Origin of the sequence: Actinoplanes sandaracinus (assembly GCF_030009775.1) — a bacterium.
Lineage (GTDB): Bacteria > Actinomycetota > Actinomycetes > Mycobacteriales > Micromonosporaceae > Actinoplanes > Actinoplanes sandaracinus.
In genome coordinates, this window is sequence record NZ_JASCTH010000020.1 from 135,431 (window position 1) to 153,489 (window position 18,059).

Below are 18,059 nucleotides of genomic sequence, written 5' to 3' on the forward strand. Positions count from 1 at the left end.
CCGCGATCTTGTGAAGTTGCGCGATGACGGCGCGCCCGAACTCCGCAAGATCGCGGCGGGGCGGGGCGGGGCGGTGAGGTGGGGGCGGTGAGGTGGGGTGTCAGTGGTCGGGGGTGCCGGGCGGGGCCATGAGGCGCAGCGCGTTCGGGTCGACCGCGACCCGCATCGGGGTCTCGCCGCACGGCTCGCCGTCGACCTCGACGTGTGCCGGCCGGTCGGTCTCCAGCCACAGTTCGCCGACCGCGAGGAACGGCTGCTCACGCAGCGTCCGCCGGTGGCCGGTCAGGACGTTGCGGGCGGTCTCGCGGAGCAGCGTCAGCCGGGTCGCGCCGCCCACCGGATAGGCGACCAGCAGCCGGTCGTCGGCGTGCGCGTCGGCGGTGATCGGGCGGCCGGCGTGGAAACCGCCGTTCGCCACGTAGACCTGGTGGGTGGCGAAGACGATCTCGCGGCCGTCGGCGCGGACCGTGGCCCGCAGCGGCCGGTGCCGGGCCAGCAGCCCCAACGCGGTGATCGGGTACGCGATCCGCCCGATCACCCGCTTCAACCGGCTCGGCACGTTGATCATGATTTCGGCGGAGAGGCCGATCCCGACGTGGTTGGTGAACGACATGTCCCCGGCGATGCCCAGGTCGACGTCGATGACCCGGCCGTCGACGAGGGTGGCGATCGCCTCGTCCAGGCTGGGCAGGATGCCGACCGTACGCGCGAAGTTGTTGGTCGTGCCCAGCGGCAGCAGGCCGAGCGCGACGTCCCGGTGGGCCAGCACCCGCCCGGCGGTGCTGATCGTGCCGTCGCCGCCCCCGGCGACCAGCAGGTCCGGCTTGTGCGCCAGGGCCGCGGTCAGTGAGTTCTCCAGCTCGCCCGGCCGGTCCACGGCATAGGAGCCGAGCAGCTCGAACCCGGCGGCGAGCAGGCGGGCGCGCGCGTCGTCATACAGCTGGCGGCCGCGCCGGGACCGGGCGTTGACGACCAGCGCCGCCCGCCGCTCGCGCCGGATGTCATCGGTCAGCTCCTGCTTCGTCCGCACCGGCAGACCCTATCGGTTGGCGATCACAGCGCGGTCAGTCGCACGGCCCGGTAACCGCGCAGCACGAACCCGGGATTCCGGGCCGGCTCGCCGGCCGTCGCGAGGCGGGGCGCGTGGTCGAGCAGGGCGGTGAGGGCGGCCTGCAGCTCGACCCGGGCGAGCGGCGCGCCGAGACAGAAGTGCGGGCCGGCGCCGAAGCTCACGTGCGGGTTGGGGTCGCGTCCGGCGTCGAACCGGTCCGGTGCGGCGAACACCGCCGGATCCCGGTTGGCGGCGCCGAGCAGTGCCGCCACCTCGGCGCCCGCCGGGACGGTCACGCCGAGGATCTCGACGTCCACGGCAGCGGTACGCACGAACAACTGCGACGGCGAGTCGTAGCGCAGCATCTCCTCCACCGTGGCCGGCACGAGGGCCCGGTCGGCGCGGACCCGGGCCAGCTCGCCCGGGTGCCGCAGCAGCGCGACCACGCCGTTGCCCAGCCCGTTCACCGACGCCTCGTGACCGGCGTTCAGCAGCAGGATCGCCGACGCCACCAACTCGTCGCCGGTGAGCCGGTCAGAGCCGTCGCGGGCCGCGATCAGATGGCTGATCAGGTCGCCGGCCGGCGCGGCGGCGCGCCGGGCGGCCAGGTCTCGCAGGTAGGCGGCGAACTCGGCGGCGGCGTCCAGGGCCTCGGCCTCGGCTTGCGGGGTGCGGGTCATCTCGTACATCCGGACGATCGCGGCCGACCAGGGCCGCAGCAGGCGCCGGTCGGCGGCCGGCACGCCGAGCAGTTCGGCGATGACGGTGACGGCCAGCGGCTCGGCGAAGTCGGCGAGCAGGTCGAAGTCGGCGCCGGCGGCGGCCAGCAGTCTCGCCGCCTCGGCCGCGACGGCCGGGCGGAGCCGCTCCACGTGCCCGCGGGCGAACGCGCCGGCGACCAGCGACCGCAGGCGGGTGTGCACCGGCGGCTCGTTCTCCATCATCTGGTGGCGGTGCAGCAGGTTGAACGGCTCGTAGACGGCCGCCGGCTCCAGGTCGGTCCAGAACCGGCCGAGGCGGCGGTCGCGGAGCACCGCCCGGACCGCGGCGTGACTCGCCGCCAGCCAGCGCCCGCTCGGCGCATGGAAGCCGAGCGGCGCGCGGTCGCGCAGATCAGCGAGCACGGGGTACGGGTCCAGCAGGAACTCCGGGTCCGAGAAGTCGAGCACCCCGGTCACGGTAGGGGAGTCTCCCGGCGAGCCGGCGGGATCGCCCCGGTCGCCCCGCACCCGTGTCCGGCAGGCGCCCTGATCACGGTGGGCGTACCGGAAGATGAGTCGCATGCCGGACAGCGCGCCGATAACCGCGTGGTCCGGCGGCGTCGCGGCGGTGAGAATGACGGGCGTGGGAATCGGGATCGGCCTGTTGGGGCCGGTGGAGCTCAGCCGGGACGGCGCGGTGATCCCGCTCTCGGGCGTCCCGCAGCGGGTCCTGCTCGCCAGACTGGCGCTGGCGGGCGGCCGCCCGGTGCCGGTGACCGACCTGATCGAGGCGCTGTGGGAGGGCGAGCAGCCGGACAACGCGCTGGGAAATCTGCACAGCTACGTCTCGCGGCTGCGGCGCTGCACCGGTGCGGACGTGATCCGCCGCGAACCCGGCGGCTACCGCCTCGACCTGCCGGACGGCGCGGTGGACACCGAACGGGTGGAGCGGCTGGTCGAGACCGCGCGCGGGCGGGAGCCGGCGACCGCGGCCGGCATGCTCGCCGAGGCGCTCGGCGCCTGGCGCGGGGACCCGCTGGCGGACGTGGCGGACCGGCTGGCGTTCGCGCCGGAGGTGGCACGGCTCGCCGAGTGGCGGCGGCACCTGCGCGAGGAGTGGCTCGACCGCCGGGTCGAGGCGGGGGCGGCGGCCGAGGCGCTGCCCGAGATCGAGGCGCTGGCCACCGCCGAACCGTTGCGGGAGCGGGCGCATCTGCTGCTGATGCGGGCGCTGCACGTGACCGGGCGTACCCCGGAGGCTCTCGTGGTGGCGCGGGCCTTCCGGGACCGGCTCGCCGACGGGCACGGCGTCGACCCGTCGCCGCTGATGGGCGAGTTGCAGCGGCGGATCCTGACCGACGACCCGGCTCTGCGGGTGCCCGCGCGGTCCGCTTCGGATGCCGCCGACGGGCCCGGGGCGTCCGATGAGGACGCCGCGAGCAGCCCCGCCGGGCCCGCGACGGAGAGCGGAACCGGCCTACGGCTGGGGCGGGTCGACCGGTTCTTCGGCCGGCGGGAGGAGCTCGCCGCGCTTCGGGCGGCGCTGGCCGCCGGGCGCGTCACCACCCTGGTCGGCCCCGGCGGCGTCGGGAAGACCCGGCTCACGAGCGAGGCGCTGACCGGCGGTGAGCTGGTGGTCGAACTGGCCGAACGGTCCGTGCCCGCCGATGTGGCCGCGGCGGTCGCCGGCGCGCTGGGCCTGCGGACCGCTCCGCGCGGCGGCGTCGCCGCGCTCGCCGAACGGATCGGCGCGACGCCGGCGACCCTGGTGCTGGACAACTGCGAGCACCTGCTGGAACCGGTGCGGGTGCTGGTCGGTGAACTGGTCGCCCGCTGCCCGGGGCTGCGGGTGCTGGCCACCTCGCGACACCGCCTGGACGTGGCGGGGGAGCGGGTGCTGCGCATCGGCCCGCTACCGGCGGACGATCAGGTGGCCCTCTTCTGCGACCGCGCCGCGCTGCTGCGCGCCGGCTTCACGGACGACGCGCGTACGCGCGAGCTCGCCGCCGCGATCTGCCGGCTGGTCGACGGCCTGCCGCTGGCGGTGGAGCTGGCCGCCCGGCGCGAGGCGGTGTTCGGGCTGGCGCATCTGCGCGACCGGCTGGGCGCCGGGCTCAACGTGCTGGAACCGGCCCGCGGCGGCGACCGGGCCACGGCGGTGTCGGCGACCGTCGAGTGGTCGTACCGGCTGCTGGACCCGGCCGCGCAGCGCCTGCTGGACCGGCTCGCGGTGTGCCGCGGCGGGTTCACCCTGGACGCGCTGCCACATTTCGCGCCCGACGCCGAACCGTTGCTGGCGGAGCTGGTCGACGCCTCCCTCATCGTCGCTGACCCACCGCGCTACCGGCTGCTGGAGACGGTGCGGCACGTCGGTCTCGGCCATCTCGGGCCGGACGGCGAGCGGCAGGCCCGCGACGCCCACGCCCGCTGGATGCTGGCGTTCGCCGACGACCTGGTCCGGGGCGCCCGGGAGCGGGACCCGTGGACCTATCCGGCCATGCGCCGGGAACTGGCCAACCTGCAGGAGGCGCTGACCTGGCTGAGCGGGGGTGACGGCGACCGGGACGACGGCGCCCGGCTGGCCGCCCGGCTCGCGGTGGTCGGCGCGGACTACCCGGACCCGGGCCTGACCGAGCAGCTGGCGAGGTGGGCGCCGGAGCGGGTGGAGACCCCGGGCGAGGTGCTGCGGGCGTTCGCGGCCGGCACCGGCGAGTGGCTGCACGGCCGCCTGGCCGAGGCGGACCGGCTGCTCACCGCGGCCCTGGACCGGATGCCCGCGGAGCACGACCTGCGCTGGGGCGCTCTGCTGATCCGCATCTCGAACGAGATGTTCGCCGGGCGGCCCGATGCGGTGCGGGCCGACGCCGAACGGATGGCGAGCGACCCGATGGCGCCCGCCTGGGCTCGGGCCACCGGGATCTGCTGTTCGGCGCTGATGGACGCCTACGGCGGCGACCCGGAGGCGGGCGGCCGCTGGCTGGAGAAGTACGCCGGGCTGCTGGACACCGAGCATCTGGACGGGTTCGTCCCGTTCACCCGGGGCGAGCTGCTGGCCGGCGCCGACCCGGAACAGGCTCTGGCCTGGTACGACCGGTCGATCGCGGCCAATGATCGGAGCAATCTGACCTACACCGGCCACATCGCCCGGGTGGGCCGGGCCGCGGTGCTGATCCGGCTGGGCCGGCGCGCCGAGGCGATCACCGCCTGCCGGGAGGTGATCGTGGCGGTCCGCGACGCGAACATGACCGCCCAGGTGTGGACCATGGTCCGGCTCAGCGCGGAACTGCTCGCCGATCTGGGGGACGCGGAGATCGCGGCGGCCCTGGTGGCGGCCGCCGACGCGGACCCGTTCGCGCCGGCGGTGATGGGGCCGGACCGGATCCGGCTGGACGCGATCCGTGCGGCCGTCGCCGCCGCGCCGCCGCTCGCCGGTGGCATGCCGGCCGCGGTGACAGCGGTCGGCAAGGCTCTGGCAAGGGCCGGCGCACAGGGTGAAGGGCATGACTGACACCACTGCGAACCCCGCCGTCGACGAAGCCCGCGCCGAGGCCTTCGTCGGACAACTGATCACCGACTTCGCCGGGGCGGCCAGCACCGCGATGACCGTTCTCGGCGACCGGCTCGGCCTGTTCCGGGCGATGACCGGCGCCGGCCCGGTGACCGCGGCCGAGCTGGCCGCCACCACCGGCCTCAATCCCCGGTTGGTCACCGAGTGGCTGCGCCAGGTCGCCGTCTCGGGTTACGTCACCGCCGACTCCGGCCGCTTCGAGCTGCCGCTGGAACACGCGCTCGCCCTCTCGGTGGTGGATTCGCCGGCCTACCTGGTCGCGGCGAGCGAGATCATCACCGGGTACTTCCTGTCGCTGGACCACTTGGAGACGGCGTTCCGCGGCGACGGCGGGCTCTCCGGGGACGAGGTGCCGGGGTGCACCTACCACGGCATCGAACGGTACTTCCGGACCGCGTACGTCAACCAGCTCGCCCAGGTCTGGTTCCCGGCCGTCCCCGGGCTGGTCGCGAAGCTCGCCGCCGGCGCCCGGGTCGCCGACGTGGGCTGCGGGCACGGCTTCGCCGACCTGCTGATCGGGCGCACCTGGCCGGCGTCGTCGGTCGCCGGGTTCGACCTGCACGAGCCGTCGATCGCCACCGCCCGGGCCCGTGCCATCGAGGCGGGCAGCCCGGCGAACGTCTCCTTCCATGTCGCCGACTCGGCCTCGGTCGGCGGGCACGGCCCGTTCGACGTGGTGGTCTACTTCGACGCGCTGCACGACCTCGGCGACCCGGCGGCGGCGCTGAAGGCGGCCTATGACGCGCTCACCCCGGGTGGTGTGGTGGTCGCGGTGGAGCCGTGGTCGGCCGACGACTGGACCGCCACGATCGGCATGCCGATCACCCGCATCGGGTACGCGTCGTCGACCGCTCTCTGCACGCCGGGTTCGCTGGCCCAGCCCGGCGCGTACGGGCTGGGCACGCTGGGCGGCCCGGCCGCGCGCCTGCGGCTGCTCGCGGAGGCCGGATTCGCGAACCCGGTCCTGGCCGCCGACACCGGGTTCAACCTGGTGGTCGCCGCGACGAAAGCCTGATCCGCCCCGCGCGCGGGCGGCCGGGACTCTATGCGGCCGGGGCCTCGCCGCAGATGAAGCGCGGCTCCGGGTCGTACTTCCAGGTGAACTTCTCCCGCTTGACGACCTTGCCGCCGGAGTGGAACAGCCGGAACGCGTCCTGGGTGAAGCCGATCAGGCCGCCGGTGGCGATGCATTTCGGCCCGGCCGGCTTGGTGATCGTCGGCGGTGAGGTGATGTTGCGCCGCGCGCTCCACTCGGTGGTCACCTTGTCCCACACCTTGGTGCTCCACATCGACACGGTGATCGAGTTGCTGGTGTACGCCGTGTCGATGAGGACACCGTGCGGGCTGTCGTTCTTGAACTTGAAGTCCAGGTCGGGCCAGAAGATCGTGGACTCGATCACCGCCGGATAGCGGTCGAAGTAGTACGAGTGCGGTTTGTGCTCGACGTCCTGCAGGCCGGCGTAGTAGCTGGCGTTGAACAGGGTCGTGGTGAACTGCGAGACGCCTCCGCCGACGCCCGGCTGGAGGTTTCCACCGACGATCACCGGGGCGTCCTTGTAGCCCTGGGCGTAGCCGCGCTCGCCGGTGTGCTTGTTCAGCGAGAACGTCTTGCCGGGCAGCACCAGCGCGCCGCGCACCTGCTTGGCCGCCGTCACGATGTTCTGGCTGCGCGGCGACGACAGCCCGCCGGTGAACTTGGTGGTGAAGGTCGACACCTTCTCCTTGACCCCGAGCTTCTCCAGCTCGGCGGCGCCGATGGCGGGCGCGGTGGTGGTCAGGGTGGCCGCGACCGTCCGGCTGTCGCCGCTCTGCGCGGCGGTCAGCAGTTGCGGCGCGAGCCCGGCCAGGTCGAGTCCCGTCCCGGCGGCGCCCTCGATGATCTTCGGTTTGCCGCCGGCGAAGGTGAACGACGCGTCCTTCGCGGGCGCCTCGATCTCGGCGAGTCGTGGGGCGACCGCGGCGCGCAGCTTCTTCGGGTCGATCCGCGGCTCGATCAGCCCGGCCTTGTCCGCGGTCAGCACCAGGCTCTTCGCGATCGCGGCCGGCGGGACGGTCAGCGTGCCCTTCTCCGAGGTGATCGTCAGCGGGGCGGCCACCGCCGGGCGGGCGACCGTCTCGACCAGGCGGTCGACCTGTTCCGCGGTGGTCGTCGCGCGCGACTCGACGAGCGGGACGGTCACCGGTTTCCCGGACAGCCAGCCGGCCTTCACCGCCTCGGCGGAGCTTCGCGGGTCGAGGCCGCGGCCCGGCTCCGGATGGACCGCCTTCGGGGTGAGGCCGGTGAAGACGACCGCGGGGGGTTTCATCGCGGTGCCGACCTCGCCGACGCCCTTGCGCAGGGCGGCGTCGAGCAGGTCGGCGTCGACGGCGACGACCGGGGCGACCGCCCGGGAGCCGAACAGGGCGGGCCGGCCCTCCGCCGCGGCGTCGACGGTGGCGTCCACGTCGACGACCAGGCCGACGTCGGCCGGGCGGAGTTTCGTGCCCTTGCCCTCGACCTGTACCTCGACGTCGGCGGTCACGGAGGGGGAGGCGGCGAGGTGGGCGCGCAGCGCGGCGGAGGCCTCGGACCGGGTCAGCCCGCCGAGGTCCACGCCGAGCACGGTGACTCCGCGGGGGACATCACCTTTCAGGGCCCAGGTGACCGCGGTGCCGGCGCCGGCGGCCAGCACCAGCACGGTGAGGCCGGCGATCACCAGCCGGCGGCGGCTGCGCCGGACGGGAGGCGGGGGCGGGGACTCCACGAGCGGAACCTCGACGTCGTCGTGCGTGGGCGAGGCCTGCTGCGGCAACCGCACGGTCGGTTGGCGGTCACTGGCAGTGGTCACCGGTCATCCTTCCGGAATCGGCGCGCGGTACGTCCTGGGGGATGGACTACTGATCACGCCGCGGGCGTCGAATGTTAGTCGACGACGACGCCCGATGACCCGGCCCCTCAGACCCGCTGGCCGGTGCCGAGGGCGGTTCGTACGGTGTCCACCAGCCTGTCCCGATCGAACGGCTTGGCCAGGATGGTGGAGCCCGGCTCCAGGTTGTTGCCGTGCTCGTCGAAGAGCGACTCGGCGAACCCGGAGACGAACACCACACACAGGTCGGGCCGGCGCCCGGACGCGATCCGGGCCAGCTGGCGTCCGTCCATGCCGGGCATCACCACATCGGTGACCAGGGCGGCCACCTCGCCGCCGTGCCGTTCCAGCAGCCGCAGCGCCTCGGCCGCGTCGGGCGCGGTGAGCACCCGGTATCCGGCGCCGCTGAGGATCCGGGCGGTCACCTGGAGCACCGCCTCCTCGTCGTCGACCAGCAGCAGGGTCTCCCCGCCGGCCGAGTGCCGCTCCGGGGCCTTCGGCGGGGCCGGGGCCGGGGGCGCGCTGTCGGCGATGGCCGGCAGGGTGAAGTTCGCGGTGGTGCCCTGTCCCTCACGGGAGGTGAGGGTGAGCTGGCCGCCGGCCTGGCTGACGATGCCGTGCGCGGTGGAGAGCCCGAGCCCGACCGTGCCGGTGGTGGACTTGGTGCTGAAGAACGGGTCGAAGGCCCGGTCCAGCACGTCCTGCGGCATGCCGGCGCCGACGTCGTGGACGCCGACCACGACCCGGCCGTCCTCCACCGACGTGCGGATCGTGACGGTGCCGCCCTCCGGCATCGCCTCCCCGCTGTTGCGGACGAGGTTGTGCAGCGCCCGGGCGAGCTGGGACGGGTCGGCCTTCACCTTCGGCAGGCCGGGGGCGAGGTCCAGGACCAGCTCGCTGCCCCGGCCGACGGCGGAGGCCAGCGAGCCGGCGCAGTCGCGCAGCAGCGCGTTCATGTCGACCTCGGCGGGCTGGTTGACCTCGCGGCGACCGAAGGCGAGCAGCTGCTGGGTCAGTGTCTGCGCGCGCTGGCCGCCCTTGATCACCTGGGCGAGGTCGCCGAGCAGCGCCTCCGCGACCTCCGCCGGGATGGTGCCGTCATCGCGGCCGTCGGTGATCGATTCCATGGCGAGATTCGTGTATCCGAGGATCGCGCCGAGGATGTTGTTGAAGTCGTGCGCGGTCCCGCCGGCCATCCGGCGCAGGCTGTCCATGCGCTCGGCGTCGCTGCGCCGGGCCTCGTCCTGCCGGAGCTCGGTCTCCTCGCGTAGTCGTTCCTCGGCCAGGGTCACGTCGGTCACGTCGTCGACCATGAGCACGCCGCCGGTCAGCCCGTCGTCCTCGTCGTGGGTCTGCCGCAGGTGCACCCGCAGCGACCGGACGGAGCCGTCGGACCGGGTGACCCGGTGGGTGAAGCGCAGTTCGGTGTCGTCGCCGGCGCCGTGCAGCAGCGCGAGCGCGGGTTCCTGGGCGGACCGCTCCAGACAGGCGAGCCAGCCGTGCCCGACGAGCTGGTCCATGGGCAGCCGGGTGATCTCGGCGAGACGCTCGTTGACGTAGTCGGCGACGCCGTGCCGGTCGATGATCCCGATCCCGACCGGCGAGGCGACGGCCATCGCCTCGAACCGGCGCTCGGTGTCGTGCAGGGCGCGGACCTTCTCGATCAGCTTGGCGTTGACCGCGTGCAGGTGCGCCTGGGCGAAGTCGTCGTCCGGGGTGATGCCGACGTCGATCGGGCCGCTCGCCAGCGCGGTGTCGATCGCGTCGAGCAGGGCGTCCGGGTCCTGTGAGCGCAGCACCACCTGGCTCACACCGCACGCCTCGGCGATCGGCCGGGTCTCCGGTTCCAGGTAGTTGGCGGTGTAGAAGATCACCGGAGCCTGGGCGGCCTCGCGGTCCGGATCGGCGCGCAGCCGGTGGACCAGTTCCAGGCCGTCGATGCCGGGCATCAGGACGTCCGAGACCACCACGTCGGGGTGGTGGGTGTGAGCGAGCCGGAGCGCGTCGGCCCCGTCGTGCGCCTCGATGACCTCGTGACCCCGGAAGCCGAGCAGCATGCGCACGATCTCCCGGTTGGCGGCCACGTCGTCAACGACCATCACTGTCGCCACGGGTGGCTCCCTTCGCGGCGAGGTTGGTGGTGCTATGTCCGTAATAAAGCTAAAGCAGATAAAGGTCACATGTACGTTGATGCTGAATCGGATTCGGATCTGCGAAAGGACGGACCGTGCTGGTCAGGGCGGTGTCGCTGCTGTTCGGGGTGATCGCCGGCGTCGCCGTGGTGCTGGTGTCCCGCCGGGCGCAGCGGGCGACGGCCGAGGCCGGCCGGCGTTCGTCGGCTCTGGAGAACGCCCGCCTCGCCGCCATCGTGGAGGCCTCCCAGGACGCGATCATCAGCAAGGCCGCCGACGGCACGGTCCGGACCTGGAATCCGGGTGCCGAGCGTCTCTACGGATACACCGCCGAGGAGATGATCGGCAGCGACGTCACCCGGCTGTTGCCGCCCGACCGGCTCGGCGAGGAGCGTGAGCTGCTCGCCCGGGTGCGCAGCGGCCAGGCCCTCACCCGGTACGAGACCCGCCGCAAACGCAAGGACGGCACCATCATCGAGGTGTCGCTGAGCATGGCGCCGATGCGTGGCGCCGACGATACCGTGATCGGCCTGTCCACCGTCGCGCACGACATCACCGACCGGGTCCGGGCCGATCAGCGCCGCCGGGCGGAGCGCGAACAGCTCCAAATGATCATGCAGGCGGCCAGCGACCCGTTCTTCACCATGGACGACTCCGGCGTGATCACCGAGTGGAACCGGCAGGCTGAGCACGTCTTCGGCTGGCCACGTGCGGAGATCCTCGGCCGTACCGTGACCGGTACCCTCCTTCCGGCGGTGTATGACGAAGCGCTGCGGCGGCTGCTCCACGGCCGGCTGGGATGGCTGCTGGACCGGCCCACCGAGATGATCGCGATCCACCGGGACGGCCGCCGGATCCCGGTCGAGCTCACCATGTGGTGCATCCGGCACGGCGGCGGCGCGCACTTCCACGGCTTCGTCCGGGACATCACCGCCCGTCTGGAGACCGAGCAGGCCCTGGCCGAGGCCCGCGACCAGGCGATCGAGACGACCCGGCTGAAGTCGCAGTTCCTCGCCTCGATGAGCCACGAGATCCGGACCCCGATGAACGGCGTGATCGGCCTGACCGGCCTGCTGCTCGGCACGGACCTGGACGACCGCCAGCGCCGCTACGCCGAGGGCATCGGCGCGGCCGGGTCCGCGCTGCTCTCGGTGATCAACGACATCCTCGACTTCTCCAAACTGGAGGCCGGCAAGGTGCTCCTGGAGGAGGTGAACTTCCAGGTCTGCCGGCTGATCGACGATGTGGTGGCGCTGGTCGCCCCGCCGGGCACCAACGAGGCGCTGGAGGTCACCGGCAGATGTGACCCCGGGCTGCCCGCCACCGTCTGCGGCGACCCGGCCAAGCTGCGCCAGGTGCTGCTCAACCTGGCCGGCAACGCGGTCAAGTTCACCCCGGACGGGCGGGTCACCGTGACCGCCGTCCCGGACCCCGGGCACACCTGTGGATCGGACGCGGTGCCGATCCGGTTCGAGGTGCAGGACACCGGCATCGGCATCGACCGGCGCCAGCAGGAGGATCTCTTCGAGGCGTTCACCCAGGCCGACGCGGGCACCACCCGGCGGTTCGGCGGCACCGGGCTGGGCCTGGCCATCAGCCGTGACCTCGTCGAGTTGATGGGCGGGCGGATCGGGGTGCGCAGCGTGCCGGGACAGGGCAGCACGTTCTGGTTCACGGTCACGCTGCGCACCGCCCGGGAGGACCGGGACCTCTTCGACCGGCATCTGCTCGACGGTCTGCGGGTGCTCGTCGTGGACCGGGACGAGACCGACCGCACCGTCCTCGCCGAACAGCTCAGCGCCTGGTCGATGGACGCGGTCGGGGTGGCCGACACGGTCGGCGCGGTCGCCGTGATGCGGGACGCGGCCGCCGCCGGCCGGCCGATCGACCTGCTCATCGTCGACCTGCGCACCGCGTCGCCGGACACCCAGGCGATCATTCCGCCCGGCTGTCCGGCGCCGAAGACCATCCTCCTCGCCGAGGACTCCCGCCACCTGCCCGGCGAACCCGACCCCGAGCGGGTGTCGGCCGCCTTCGCCAAGCCGCTGCGGCAGTCCCAGCTCTACGACGCCCTGATCGGGGTGCTCGGCGATCCGGGCGGCGACCGGGCGGCCGCCGCCACCTCGGAGAAGCCGCTGGGCCGTGGACACCTGCTGGTGGTGGAGGACAACGACATCAACCGCATGGTCGCGCTCGGCATCCTGGCGAACCTCGGCTACAGCGCCGACGTGGCGGTCAACGGCCGGGAGGCGGTCGAGTCCGCCGCCCGCCGGGACTACCAGGCGATCTTCATGGACTGTCTGATGCCGGAGATGGACGGTTACGCGGCCACCGCCGAGATCCGCCGCCGCGAGCCGGCCGGGCGGCACGTGCCGATCATCGCGCTGACCGCCAGCGCCCTCGCCGAGGACCGGGCCCGTTGCCTGGCCGCAGGCATGGACGAGCACATCGCCAAGCCGCTCATCCCGGCCGACGTGGCCCGGGTGCTGGAGCGCTGGATCGCGGTCCCGCCGCCCGAGCTCGCCGTGGTGGTGAAGGAGATGGAGCGGCGCCTGGACCAGTTGCGCGGCCCCGACCCGGCGGCCACCGCGAGCGCCCTGGCGGGGCTGCTCGGCACCCTGTCGGGGAAGATCCCGGAGCACCTCGACCGGATGCAGCAGGCCCTCGCCTTCTCCGACGCCGACCTGCTGCGCTCCGAGTCGCACCAGCTCATGGGTGTGCTGGCGAACCTGGGGGCGGGCGCGGCGACGGCTGCCTGCGGGCGGATCGAGGCCGACGCACGCGCCGGCGACCTGGACGCCGCCGTGGCGGCCTACACCACCGCCCGCCCACTGATCATGATGGCCCGGGACGCGGCGGATCAGATCCGCCGCACCCCGGTGGGAGCGGACGTGGTCTCGTCGTAGCGCCGGCCGCCGGCGCTGTTCACGTGGTGACGCGGTCCTTGCGGTCGGCACGGAGGCTGGTCGCGGTAACGGTGACCAGAGTGGCCGCGATGACCGCCAGCGACGCGTCGGTGGGGATGTCCGGCACGCTCTCCCACACGCTGTGCGCCCAGTGCAGCACCAGCTTCACGCCGATGAACGCCAGGATCACGGCGAGGCCGTGGTTGAGATGACGCAACCGGTCGAGCACGTTGTGCAGCACGAAGTACAGGGCCCGCAGACCCAGCAGGGCGAACGCGTTCGTCGCGAACACCAGGTACGGGTCCTCGGTCACCCCGTAGACGGCCGGCACCGAGTCGACCGCGAACACCACGTCGGTCATGAACACCGCGACCACGACCAGCGCGAGCGGGGTCAGCGCGCGACGGCCGTCCCGCACCACCGACAGCCTCCCGCCGTGATACTCCCCGGTCACCGGCATCAGCCGCCGCATCAGCCGGACACTGCGCATCCGGTCGACGTCGACGCGGTACTCCTCGGCCCGCATCGCCTCCCGCAGCACCTTCCCCGCGGTCAGCAGCAACACCGCCCCGAACAACAGGAACGCCCACGTGCCGCTGTGCAGGACCGCCGCCCCGGCGGCGATGAAGATCGCCCGCAGGACCAGGGCGCCGGCGATGCCGTAGAGCAGCACCCGTTGTGCCAGTCGCGGCGGCACCGCGAACGCGGCCAGCAACAGCATGAAGACGAACAGGTTGTCGACCGACAGCGCCTTCTCCACCACGTACCCGGTGTAGAAGTCCATGGCGGGCCGGTGGCCGTACCGATGCCAGATCAGGGCCCCGAACGCGGCCGGAAGCGCCAGATAGAACAGTGACCAGCCGACCGCCTCGCGCATCGCCACGTCGTGCGGGCGGCGCGTGATAGCGAAGTCGGTGGCGAGCAGGACCAGCAGCACAGCGACCGAAATCGCCCATAGCTGCGCGGACGCGATGGATGGCAGATCGAGCACGGAGCCCCCTCGGACACGAGTCATCGTCCGAGGTCTCCCTCACCCGCCGCAGGCTGACGAACCCCCGCCGGAGGGCGAACGCACGAGGGCACATCGGGTGCCCGTGGTGACCGCCACGTCCTCGCGGAGGTACTCCCCTCGCCCGACAGGATATGCAGCCCGCGCTCCCAGAGCCACCCGCGCTCCCCGGGGGCCATGGCCGGCGTCGCCGACGGCTCAGACCAGGTCCCGCACCGTCGCGGCGAACCGCGCCGGGGAACGCAGATGCGGGAAACAGGGCCGCTTCCCGGCGCGGGGTTCCTGGCACCCGGAGAACCAGCGGCTGTACGACCGGAGCACGGCCCCGTCCCAGCGCGCCACCGCGAACTGCCGGTACGGCGCCGGGACCCCCGCGAGATCGGCCGCCGCCCGGTGCTGTTCCGGGCTCTCCGGAGGCTCCGCCGCCGGCTCGTCGAACGTCAACAGCGCCCGGGTCGCGTAGGCGTCGGCGAACGCGCCGGCGAGCAGCGCGCCCTCGCCGTGGCCGACCAGCACCGGAGCCCGGTGCAGGTCCAGGCCGTTGACCAGCGTCGCCAGGTCACGGGCCAGGCCGTCGACATCGTTCTCACCGCGGGCCGCCGACTGCCCGTGGCCGGGCAGGTCGACGGCGATCACACTGCACGTGTCACCGAGTTCGGCCGCGACCGGCCACCACATGGTCCGGTCGTAGAAGAGGCCGTGCAACAGGACCACCGGGCGGCCGTACCGGCCCCAGCGGTCGTAGACGAGCCGGTTCTTCGGAGTGCCGAAAGCGTGAGTGGTGCGGCGCGGGGGTTGAGGATGCACGGCGACGCTCTTCCTGGTTCGGGGGGAAACCAAACATCCACTGAATTCCCCACGAATCCAAACATTGCCCGAAATTGATCTCTTGGGATCTCGGGTACGTATGGTTACTGCCGTGACCGGCTCTGCTCAGACCAACGCCCGGGTGCTCACTCCGTGGCGGGCCATCGGAGTATTCGGGCTGGTGAGTCTCGCCGCCGACATGGTCTACGAGGGGGCCCGCTCGATCACCGGCCCGATGCTCGCCGGGCTGGGCGCCTCCGCGCTGGTGGTCGGCCTGGTCACCGGCGCGGGCGAGGCGGCCGCGCTGCTGCTGCGCCTGTGGTCCGGGCCGTTCGCCGACCGCACCGCCCGCTACTGGGCGCTCACCATCACCGGCTACGGCCTGACCGCGGTGTGTGTGCCGCTGCTGGCTCTCGCCCCGGTCCTCGGCGGCGCCGGGCTGGCCGTCGCCGCCGTCCTGATCGTGGCCGAGCGGATCGGCAAGGCGATCCGCTCGCCGGCCAAATCGGCGCTGCTGGCCGAGGCCGCCGGGGCGGTCGGGCGGGGCCGGGGGTTCGCCGTCCACAAAGCCCTCGACCAGGTCGGCGCGTTCGCCGGGCCGCTGCTCGTCGCCGGCCTGATCACCCTCGCCGCCGGTGCCGTCTGGCCGGCGCTGGCCGCGCTCGCGATCCCCGGCGCCGCCGCGATGATCCTGCTGATCTGGATGCGCCGTCGTTTCCCGGCCCCGGCGGCCAAGGAGACCGGCGCCACCGCTGGGCAGCGCCTTCCCCGGCGGTTCCACTGGTTCGCCGTCTCCGCCGGGGCGGCCACCGGCGGGCTCCTCACCTTCGGGCTGATCTCCTACCACGCCAGCCAGACCGGACGGCTGCCGATCGCGGCCGTGCCGGTCCTCTACGCCGGGGCGATGGCCGCCGCCGCGGTCGCCGCGCTGGCCAGTGGCCACCTCTACGACCGCTGGGGCGCCCGCGTCCTGTACGCCCTGCCCGCCCTCGGCGCCGCCGCGCCCGCCCTCGCCCTGTCCGGCGGCACCGCGGCGATCGTCACCGGCACCCTCCTCTGGGGCGCCGCGACAGGGGTGCAGGACTCCACGGTCAAAGCCCTGGTCGCCGATCTGGTGCCGGCGCCACGGCGGGCCACCGCCTACGGAGTCTTCGCGGCGGTGCAGGGCGTGGCACTGCTCGGTGGCGGTGTGCTCGCCGGCGCGCTCTACGATCGGTCGATCACGACCCTCGTCGTGGTCCTCGCGGGCGCCCAGCTGTTCTCCGTGATCTGTTTGGCGGCGACCCTCCGGATGCGTTGACGGCTCCTGTCGTCGATCGTTTCGCCGGCCTACCGGTCCAGGGCGCGGTCCAGAAAGGTCAGGCCCTCGTCGACCAGCGGGACCAGGTCGGCGCCGACGAAGCAGTGGTCGGCTCCCGGCACGATCCGCAGCTCAGCCGGCGCACCCACCGCGATGAGGCGCTCGTGCAGCTCCCGGCTCTGCCCGACGGGCACGATCCGGTCCTGCTCGCCGTGCGCGATCAGCAGCGGCGGCGCGTCGGGGGAGACGTAGTTGACCGGGCTCGCCGCCGCCGACTCCTTCGGCAGCTCCTGCACCGGGCCGCCGACCAGCCGGCTCTCCGGAGACTCGGGGGCGTCGTGGTCCTGCAGGCCCTCGGGATGGTTCTGGGCCGCCATGGTCAGCAGGTCGCTCGGGGCGTACCAGAGGACACCGGCCCGGACCGCGTCCGAGACGCCCGGGACCGCGCCACCTCCCGCCATGGACGGATCGTCGCCGGTGAGCGCGACCAGCGCGGCCAGATGGCCGCCCGCCGACTCGCCCCAGACCGCGAACCGGGCCTGGTCCAGTCGCAGGCCTGCGGAGTGCTGACGCAGCCACCGCACGGCGGCCTTGACGTCGTGCAGCTGTGCCGGGAACGTGGCCTCACCGCTGAGCCGGTAACTCACCCGGGCCAGCGCGTATCCGGCGGCGAGGATCCGGTCGCCGATCCGGGCCGGTGCGAGCTGCGGCCCGTCGTGCTTGTTGCTGCCGGTCCGCCAGCCGCCGCCGTGCACCCAGATCACCAGCGGATGCGGTGCGGCGCCGGCGGGCGGGCGGAACAGATCGAGAGTGAGCGGCCGGTGGCCCGGGGGCTCGGCGACGATCGCGTCGATCACCGGGTCCGGCGGTTGTGAGGACGACACGTGTGTGCGGTGCCCGTCTCCGGGTCAGCGAAACCTTCTCCGATGCGCTAAGGATGGGGGATGAGTGAACTGAGGCTCAACCGCAGACTGCTGCTCACCGCGGGTTCCGGTGTGCTCGGCGTGACCGTCCTCAACACCCTGTCCGGCTGCACCAAGGCTCAGGAGGGCCCGGGCGCCGCCTCCACCACGTCCGCCGCCCCTCCGGTGGCACCGAGCGCCGCCGCGCCGGCCGCGGACGGCAACATCACCGGCGACTGGCGTCGCGTCGACCTCGACTTCGTCTCGGTCTACCTTCTCATCCGCAACGGTGAGGTGGCCGTCGTGGACACCGGCAACCCCGGTTCGGCCACCTCCGTCGAGGACGGCCTCAAAGCCGCCGGCCTGGGCTGGGGAGCGGTCAAGCACATCATCCTCACCCACCAGCACCAGGACCACGCCGGTGGTCTGGCCGAGATCGCGCCGCTGGTCGGAGCCACCCTCTACGCCGGCGCGGCGGACGTGTCCGCGATCGGCGCGGGCGGCAAACCGCTGACCTCGGTCAAGGACGGCGACGATGTGTTCGGCCTCCAGATGATCGGCACACCGGGGCACACCCTCGGCCACGTGTCGGTCTTCGAGCCGGGGACCGGAGTGCTGGTGGCCGGCGACGCGCTGCGCAACCTGAACGCGCTGGAGGGTTCCGACCGGCTGTACACCGCCGACGCCGCCCAGGCGGCCGCCTCGGTGAAGAAACTCGCCGCCCTCGACGTGCGGGCGATCCTGCCCGGCCACGGCAAACCGATCACCAGCGGCGCCCGGGAGGCGCTGCAGAAACTGGCCGCGACGCTCTGAACGCCCTCCGCCCGTGACCGTGTC

12 protein-coding genes are annotated in these 18,059 nt (G+C 73.3%); 5 read left to right on the top strand and 7 right to left on the bottom strand.

What is annotated here, in order from left to right; genetic code table 11:
* Window positions 1-100 precede the first annotated feature (100 nt).
* Complete coding sequence (locus QLQ12_RS28545) at window positions 101-1,030, bottom strand: diacylglycerol/lipid kinase family protein (protein ID WP_282763638.1); 930 nt, start codon at window positions 1,028-1,030, stop codon at window positions 101-103.
* 23 nt (window positions 1,031-1,053) lie between these two features.
* Entirely contained in the window at window positions 1,054-2,334 is a 1,281-nt protein-coding gene (locus tag QLQ12_RS28550) for a cytochrome P450 (protein WP_282763639.1), read from the bottom strand.
* Between the two features lie 61 nt (window positions 2,335-2,395).
* On the opposite strand from QLQ12_RS28550, the gene QLQ12_RS28555 reads away from it, so the two are divergent.
* Together QLQ12_RS28555 and QLQ12_RS28560 are read left to right on the top strand one after the other, a co-directional pair.
* Window positions 2,396-5,260: an AfsR/SARP family transcriptional regulator gene (locus QLQ12_RS28555; RefSeq protein ID WP_282763640.1), complete on the top strand. Its 2,865-nt coding sequence runs from the start codon at window positions 2,396-2,398 to the stop codon at window positions 5,258-5,260.
* On the top strand, window positions 5,253-6,335 hold the full coding sequence (locus QLQ12_RS28560; RefSeq protein ID WP_282763641.1) for a class I SAM-dependent methyltransferase: 1,083 nt from the start codon (window positions 5,253-5,255) through the stop codon (window positions 6,333-6,335). Before QLQ12_RS28555 ends, QLQ12_RS28560 begins: the two co-directional genes overlap by 8 nt.
* A gap of 28 nt (window positions 6,336-6,363) precedes the next feature.
* Here QLQ12_RS28560 and QLQ12_RS28565 read toward each other — a convergent pair whose 3' ends face one another.
* Window positions 6,364-8,148: a VanW family protein gene (locus QLQ12_RS28565; RefSeq protein ID WP_282763642.1), complete on the bottom strand. Its 1,785-nt coding sequence runs from the start codon at window positions 8,146-8,148 to the stop codon at window positions 6,364-6,366.
* Window positions 8,149-8,255: 107 nt separating this feature from the next.
* Window positions 8,256-10,277, bottom strand: coding sequence for a hybrid sensor histidine kinase/response regulator (locus tag QLQ12_RS28570; RefSeq protein WP_282763643.1), 2,022 nt, complete (start codon window positions 10,275-10,277; stop codon window positions 8,256-8,258).
* 116 nt (window positions 10,278-10,393) lie between these two features.
* Between QLQ12_RS28570 and QLQ12_RS28575 the strand changes: the two genes are divergently transcribed.
* Window positions 10,394-13,204: a PAS domain S-box protein gene (locus QLQ12_RS28575; RefSeq protein ID WP_282763644.1), complete on the top strand. Its 2,811-nt coding sequence runs from the start codon at window positions 10,394-10,396 to the stop codon at window positions 13,202-13,204.
* A 19-nt stretch (window positions 13,205-13,223) separates the two neighbouring features.
* Here the strand turns inward: QLQ12_RS28575 and QLQ12_RS28580 are convergent, their stop codons facing one another.
* A complete protein-coding gene (locus tag QLQ12_RS28580; protein ID WP_407651603.1) occupies window positions 13,224-14,195 on the bottom strand; it encodes a TerC/Alx family metal homeostasis membrane protein in 972 nt (323 codons plus the stop codon).
* A 216-nt stretch (window positions 14,196-14,411) separates the two neighbouring features.
* The gene (locus QLQ12_RS28585; protein ID WP_282763646.1) at window positions 14,412-15,020 is read right to left on the bottom strand and encodes an alpha/beta fold hydrolase; all 609 of its coding nucleotides are present in this window, start codon (window positions 15,018-15,020) and stop codon (window positions 14,412-14,414) included.
* 100 nt (window positions 15,021-15,120) lie between these two features.
* On the opposite strand from QLQ12_RS28585, the gene QLQ12_RS28590 reads away from it, so the two are divergent.
* Complete coding sequence (locus tag QLQ12_RS28590; protein WP_407651604.1) at window positions 15,121-16,320, top strand: MFS transporter; 1,200 nt, start codon at window positions 15,121-15,123, stop codon at window positions 16,318-16,320.
* A gap of 29 nt (window positions 16,321-16,349) precedes the next feature.
* Here the strand turns inward: QLQ12_RS28590 and QLQ12_RS28595 are convergent, their stop codons facing one another.
* Entirely contained in the window at window positions 16,350-17,204 is an 855-nt protein-coding gene (locus QLQ12_RS28595; RefSeq protein WP_282763647.1) for an alpha/beta hydrolase, read from the bottom strand.
* Window positions 17,205-17,264: 60 nt separating this feature from the next.
* Between QLQ12_RS28595 and QLQ12_RS28600 the strand changes: the two genes are divergently transcribed.
* On the top strand, window positions 17,265-18,035 hold the full coding sequence (locus QLQ12_RS28600; protein ID WP_282763648.1) for an MBL fold metallo-hydrolase: 771 nt from the start codon (window positions 17,265-17,267) through the stop codon (window positions 18,033-18,035).
* Window positions 18,036-18,059 lie beyond the last annotated feature (24 nt).